The organism is Negativicutes bacterium, from assembly GCA_021372785.1.
Classification (GTDB): Bacteria; Bacillota; JAAYKD01; order JAAYKD01; family JAAYKD01; genus JAJFTT01.
Genome location: JAJFTT010000027.1, coordinates 46951 through 53516 on the forward strand (window position 1 = coordinate 46951; position 6566 = coordinate 53516).

Below are 6566 nucleotides of genomic sequence, written 5' to 3' on the forward strand. Positions count from 1 at the left end.
ATGAATTTGTTCTGACCGCGTTTGTGAGAGCAAGTTGTTCTGTTAAATTCTATCGTAATAAAAACAATTTTTAACCAGAAGGAGAGGACCGCGTCATGTATCGGGTAATCAAGCGGGATGGTAAAATTACTGATTTCAGTATCAGTAAAATTTCAAATGCGATAACCAAAGCATTCGATGCGCAGAACAAACAATATAATTCTGATATCATCGACTTTCTGGCGCTTAAGGTGACATCGGATTATCAGAATTCGATTATGGACGGACTGATTAGCGTCGAGAAAATTCAAGACAGTGTGGAACGTGTTTTAGTGCAGGCTGACTATGCGGATGTGGCGAAGGCGTACATTTTATACCGCAAACAGCGCGAAAAAGTGCGCAACACGCATGCTACGCTGCTCGATTATAAGGATTTAGTCAATAGTTATGTAAATCTTGATGACTGGCGCGTTAAGGAAAATTCTACCGTTACCTATTCCGTAGGCGGGCTGATCTTGAGCAATTCCGGAGCGATTACAGCAAATTACTGGCTTTCGGAGGTATATGACGAGAATGTCGCTAACGCGCATAGAAATGCCGATCTGCATATCCACGATCTTTCCATGCTAACCGGCTACTGCGCGGGATGGTCCCTGAAACAGCTTCTTCTGGAAGGTTTGGGAGGCATTGAAGGCAAAATAACTTCCTCACCGGCGAGCCATCTGTCTACCCTGTGCAACCAGATGGTTAATTTCCTTGGTATTATGCAAAACGAATGGGCCGGCGCGCAGGCTTTTTCTTCTTTTGATACTTATCTCGCGCCGTTTGTAAAGGTTGATGCCTTGAGTTATAAGGAAGTCAAGCAGTGTATTCAGTCATTTATTTACGGAGTCAACACGCCGAGCCGTTGGGGTACACAGGCGCCTTTCACGAATGTAACGCTTGACTGGACGGTTCCGAATGATCTTGCGGAGCTCCCCGCCATCGTTGGCGGTAAAGAAATGGATTTTAGATACAAAGATTGTAAAAACGAGATGGACATGATCAATAAAGCGTTTATTGATATTATGATTGAAGGGGATGCCAATGGCAGAGGCTTCCAATATCCAATACCGACCTATTCCATAACCAGAGATTTCGACTGGAGCGATACGGAGAATAACCGTTTGTTGTTTGAAATGACCTCGAAATACGGCACGCCCTATTTTTCCAATTATATAAACAGTGATATGCAGCCAAATGATGTCCGCAGCATGTGTTGCCGACTGCGGCTTGACCTCCGGGAACTGCGCAAAAAAGGCGGCGGTTTCTTTGGCAGCGGTGAGAGCACAGGTTCTATTGGGGTCGTCACAATCAATTTAGCCCGGATTGCCTATCTGGCCGCGGATGAAATTGATTTTTACAATCGGCTGGATAAAATGATGGATCTTGCCGCCCGTTCGTTGGATACCAAGCGTACCGTTATTACAAAACTGATGAACGCCGGACTTTATCCCTATACGAAGCGGTATCTTGGCACCTTTGACAATCATTTTTCTACCATCGGTCTGATCGGGATGAATGAAGCTGGTCTGAATGCGAATTGGCTGAGAGCGGATTTGATGCATCAATCCACCCGGCTGTTTGCCAAAAATGTGTTGAATCACATGCGGGAAAGGCTCGTGAAATATCAGGAACACTATGGCGCTCTCTTTAACCTGGAAGCGACGCCGGCAGAATCCACAACCTACCGGCTTGCCAGGCACGACAGGAAGCAATATCCCAATATTATAACTGCCGCAAAACCCGGTGATCCCCCCTATTATACGAACAGTTCTCATCTTCCGGTTGGCGCTACGGACGATCTGTTCGAGGCATTGGAATTGCAGGATGAACTACAGGTCCTGTATACGTCCGGGACTGTCTTCCACGCTTTTCTCGGCGAAAAGCTGCCCGACTGGCATTCGGCAGCTGCGCTTGTTTGCAAGATAGCCGAGCACAGCAAATTACCGTATTATACGATATCGCCAACCTATTCCGTATGCAAAACGCACGGTTACCTCACTGGTGAGCACTTCAGTTGTCCGGAATGCGGCGCTGAAACCGAGGTTTATAGCCGCATAACAGGTTATTACCGCCCTGTTAAAAATTGGAATGAAGGAAAATCACAGGAGTTTAAGGATCGTAAAGCATACCGTGTTGGGAAACCTGTTTTGTCACAGGCGAATCTGACACTGCCGCCGGAAAAGGAATTATTCTTATTCACAACTTCCGCTTGCGTAAACTGCCAAATGGCCAAAAAAGCTTTGACTGCGGCTCATATTTCTTACAGCGTAATGGATGCGAGTGAACATCAGGACTTGATCGAAAAATATAACGTCTTTCAGGCGCCGACGCTTGTGGTTGTTGCGGAGGAGAATGTGGAAAAGTTTACCGGTTTGGCCGGCGTAGAGGAGTATATTCATAATCGAAATTGAGCAAGAGGGTTTGTTTTGTGGCTTTTACGGCGTCATCTCCTGACTTTCCGCCGGATCAGACCGTACGGTCAAAACATTATCGCTGATTTTCTCGGACGGGCAGCTGGGTATGGCAGCACTTGCCTGAAAACAACGGAAAATATTTATCAATGAGCAACACCCCGATGGTCAGACAGTAAGCTCTGCCGCAGGATCAAGGGGTGTTGTTTTTTTCAAAACAAATTGGAACCCGGGGAAACGCGCCGGCGGCCTGCCGTTTCAGCATTGCCCACCAGCTGAAACGATTCAGGCAGGCGATTGTTGTGATCCGGCGCTCCTGATAAGCCTGGCACGCTGAAGGGGTCGGTTTGTCGTGGGCAGAGGAAGCAAAAGCAGCGCTGACCGGCAGAAACAGGCGTATTTTCTGAAAAATTCGAAATTCAGTGGGTATTTTTATATTATTTATTTGGCAAATTGCGTCAGCGCAGCAAATTGACCTGGCGTTAAGTCACAGCCATAAAAGAGCCGGTAGTATTCTGCGGCTTTTTCATAGAGATCATAATTTGTTGCTTCGGGATAAAGCAGGTCGGTCAGCCAGAGCATTCCCATGAATAGATTGGCGGAGGGAGGATCACCCAGCCAATTGTAGGGACCGTGGGGAACTTCGTAATAATGACCGGAGGCAATGGCTTGCAGCTGCTGCCAGGCGGCATCCTGACCGACTGACGAATAGATGCTGCCCGGCGCAAAGAGAATGACTTCGGGATCCCATAACAGCAGTTGTTCCAGATCCACTTCGTTGCCGCTGCCTTTGAAGGAAGGAGAGGCAACCACTGCCAGGTTATTGCCCACCAGATCGATTACTTCGGCATGAAACGAGGTATTGGCAATGACATTGAGTCCGGAGTCACCCAGGCAATAGAGCAAGGAAGTTTTTGGCTGATCGGCCAAAATTCCATGGATGGTGGACAGCGTTTCTTCACAGAAAACCGCCAATTTTTCCGCTCGTTCTTCCCTGCCCAGCAGTTTGCCTAAGGTGCGGTAGGCTTGCGCCATGGTTTTTGTGGTGGCTTCAATATGGATGGTGGGGATGCCAATCTGCTCTTGGATGCCGTCCATGTCTTCCACGATCGTTTTCTTGGACTCGCCGATATCAATGATCACCTGAGGATCGGCAGCAGCGACTGCTTCCGGATCTAAGGTGTTCACCCCGTAAAACTGGCCGAGCACCGGCAGTTGCTCGTATTTTGTGTCGATGAATTGCCCGGCTTCGGGTGCCCATTCATCGGCTAAACCAACCAGCAGATCCGGGCAAATGGCGAACAGGACAATTTGCGCCATCAGACCGGAGGCGGCTACCCGGGTAATTTCCGCAGGCAGCTCTACGGACCGTTTGCTGGAATCGATGAAATTGACCGATTTTTCGGCCTTTTTTGTATTTGGCGCCAAAGGATTGCAGCCGGTCAGCAACAGGCAAATCACCAATAGCAGAGTAAATAATTTTTTTCTTTGCAAAATGGATCTTCTCCTTTAATTGAATTTTGGGACGCAAATACGTACCTGATCATTTTGGAAACTTTCCACGGAAACCCGGACGCCGTAGAGCCGCTCCAACAATTCGGCTGTGATCACTTGCCGGGCAGGTCCTTCCGCAATAATTTTGCCCTTTTGCAGTGCAATCACCCGATGCGCATAAGTGAGAGCGTAATCGGGATTATGTGTTGAAAACAGAACGGTATAGCTAGCTTCTGTTAACGCTTGAATTTGGCGCAGGACATGCAGCGCATTGCCGTAATCCAGACTGGCGGTTGGCTCATCCATGATCAATATTTTTGCTCCCTGCGCCAGGGCACGGGCAATCAGGACCAATTGCGCTTCGCCGCCGCTGATCTGTTCAAAGCCGCGTTCCGCCAAGGGCAGGATATTCAGCTTTTGCAAAGCGGCGGTCGCCTGCCGCATTTGTTGGACTCCCGGCGCATGCAGCAGTCCCACCTGCGCCGTCGTACCCATCAGGACCATATCAATGACACTGAAGTTGAAGGTCTGGCTGTGCGATTGCGGAATATAGGCGATTTCCGCCGCCAGTTCCCGGGCACTCAGAGCAGCTGCCTCCCTGCCGTTAATCTGAATTGAACCATGATAGCGGAGCAGTCCCAGCATGCAGCGGAATAAGGTGCTCTTGCCGGCGCCATTGGGGCCCAACACCGCCAGTAATTCACCGGGCAGGGCAGTAAAACCAATTTGCTGCAGCACCGGTATTTGGCCGTAACGGCAGCTTAAATCCCGGACGAGAATACTCATAGCTGTTCTCCCTTTTTGGTGATCAGAAAGAGGAAGAAGGGAGCGCCGATCAGAGCCGTAAGAATGCCGATGGGAATCTCAACGGCCAGTAAATTACGGGAGACATTATCCACCAACAGCAAAAACAAGGCGCCAAAGAGCATGGCAACCGGCATCAGAGCCTGATAATTGCTGCCAACCAGGCGCCGGGAGAGATGCGGGATGACCAGACCGACCCAACCAATCATACCGCTGACGGAGACCGCCGCGGCAGTGATCAGGGTAGAAGCTAGAATCACCAGCAAACGCAGCCTTTTGGCATCGATCCCCATGGTGCGGGCTTGCTCATCGCCCAAGGTCAGAATATTGATCCGCCAACGCAGCAGCAGCAAAATCAAAAGACCGACAAGCATCGGAATGGTCACAAAGAGCAAATCATCGGCTTTGATTCCGGCCAGACTGCCCATCAGCCAGTAAGTGATGGCAGGCAGCTGATCGGTGGGATCCGCCACCAGCTTGAGAAAGGAAGTGCCGGCGGAAAAGAGGGAGCTGACCATGATCCCGGCTAAAATCAGGCTTAAAACGCGGCTGCCTCTGGCGCGCAGGCTGATCAGCCAAACCAGGACTACCGTGAGCAAGCTGAAGCAAAAGGCGCTCAGCATAATCAGACGGCTGCCGGCGCCCAATAGAATAGCCAGAGCGGCGCCGAAGGCGGCTCCGGCTGTGGCGCCCAGAATATCCGGGGAGGCCATGGGGTTTTGGAAGACGCCCTGGTAGGCGGCTCCGGCAGCGGAAAGAGAGCATCCCACCAGACAGGCGGCTAAGATCCGGGGCAGGCGAACGTTGAAAACAATCGATTCCATCCGTTCCGTCCAGAAAGGTGCGATCGGAAAAATTCTGCTTGCCAAAATACCGAGCAGTTCCGGCAGCGGCACCGGATAACGTCCCAGCAGGAAAGAAACAGAGATCAGTAAAAGCAGCAGCAGACTGAGAATCAAGATTATTCGATTGAGATGGCTGACTTTGCTTTGTGTTTTCATAACGTTGCAGCCTCGGCTGAATTTGCCCGCCGGCAGCTTGGCGGGCAAAGCAGCAAACCATTCTGCGCCAGAAAGTCATGCATTGCCGGCGCGCAGGGCAGGTGATCAAGCAACCGCGCGCCTTGTGTGGCACAAAACAAGGCTTCCAGTTCGTCGTGATAAAGCAAAAGATCGGGATTGAGACGGGTTCGTTCAATCATCCGGGCCAGATTCGCCCGGCTTTTCCAAACACCTAAAAGGATACGCTCGGAGCGAAAGAATTCTGCCAGCCGCTGCCGTACAAAAGGCAGCTGCAGTTCAATACCGCCGATTTCATCCAGAATCAGAAAAGGTTGATTTTCAGTCAGCGCAGTGAAAGAGCGCAGGAAATCCTCTGCTGAAAACTGCGCGCCGTTTGGCGTGATTTGCAGGAAAATATTGGCTTGTTCCGCCGCCTCCGACCAATCAGGAGAAAGCGCTGCCGCCGCCGGGGTCAGGCAATAGGCCAAAAGACCGTTCGGCAGCCGCATTCGCTGCACGATAAAGCCTCCGGCCGGCCGTTTTGCTTGTTGTAGAGTTTGCAGCAGGAGACTCGTCTTACCGCTGCCGGAAGGTCCCTGCAACAGCAGCTTGGAGATCATTGCGTTTCGCCTCCCGGCAGATATTGGCTGAAATTCGCCTGGAATAATTGTTCGGAATAGAGTTCCAGGTCGCGTTTCATTTTGAGAAACATCGTTAAAAATTGCGTGCCCTCTGCGGTGAGCTGCGAGCTGCCGCCGCGCTCCCCGCCGGGATGGCTGTCCAGTAAAGCAAAACCCAATTGGCTCTCGGCAGTCTTGATCATGTTCCAGCC

6 protein-coding genes are annotated in these 6566 nt (G+C 50.7%); 1 reads left to right on the forward strand and 5 read right to left on the reverse strand.

Annotated elements, in window-relative coordinates; genetic code table 11:
* Positions 1-95: 95 nt before the first annotated feature.
* A complete protein-coding gene (locus LLG09_03480) occupies positions 96-2435 on the forward strand; it encodes a ribonucleoside triphosphate reductase (protein MCE5196174.1) in 2340 nt (779 codons plus the stop codon).
* A gap of 441 nt (positions 2436-2876) precedes the next feature.
* Here the strand turns inward: LLG09_03480 and LLG09_03485 are convergent, their stop codons facing one another.
* From LLG09_03485 to LLG09_03505, 5 genes are all read right to left on the reverse strand, one after another.
* Positions 2877-3929, reverse strand: coding sequence for an ABC transporter substrate-binding protein (locus LLG09_03485; protein ID MCE5196175.1), 1053 nt, complete (start codon positions 3927-3929; stop codon positions 2877-2879).
* Between the two features lie 15 nt (positions 3930-3944).
* Positions 3945-4715: an ABC transporter ATP-binding protein gene (locus tag LLG09_03490; protein ID MCE5196176.1), complete on the reverse strand. Its 771-nt coding sequence runs from the start codon at positions 4713-4715 to the stop codon at positions 3945-3947.
* Positions 4712-5734: an iron ABC transporter permease gene (locus LLG09_03495; GenBank protein ID MCE5196177.1), complete on the reverse strand. Its 1023-nt coding sequence runs from the start codon at positions 5732-5734 to the stop codon at positions 4712-4714. Before LLG09_03495 ends, LLG09_03490 begins: the two co-directional genes overlap by 4 nt.
* Positions 5731-6354 (reverse strand): ATP-binding protein, encoded by a 624-nt coding sequence (locus tag LLG09_03500; GenBank protein MCE5196178.1) that lies wholly within the window; start codon positions 6352-6354, stop codon positions 5731-5733. The genes LLG09_03495 and LLG09_03500 overlap by 4 nt, the downstream gene beginning before the upstream one ends.
* On the reverse strand, positions 6351-6566 hold a 216-nt coding region (locus LLG09_03505; GenBank protein ID MCE5196179.1), incomplete at its 5' end, for a hypothetical protein. The genes LLG09_03505 and LLG09_03500, both read right to left, overlap by 4 nt.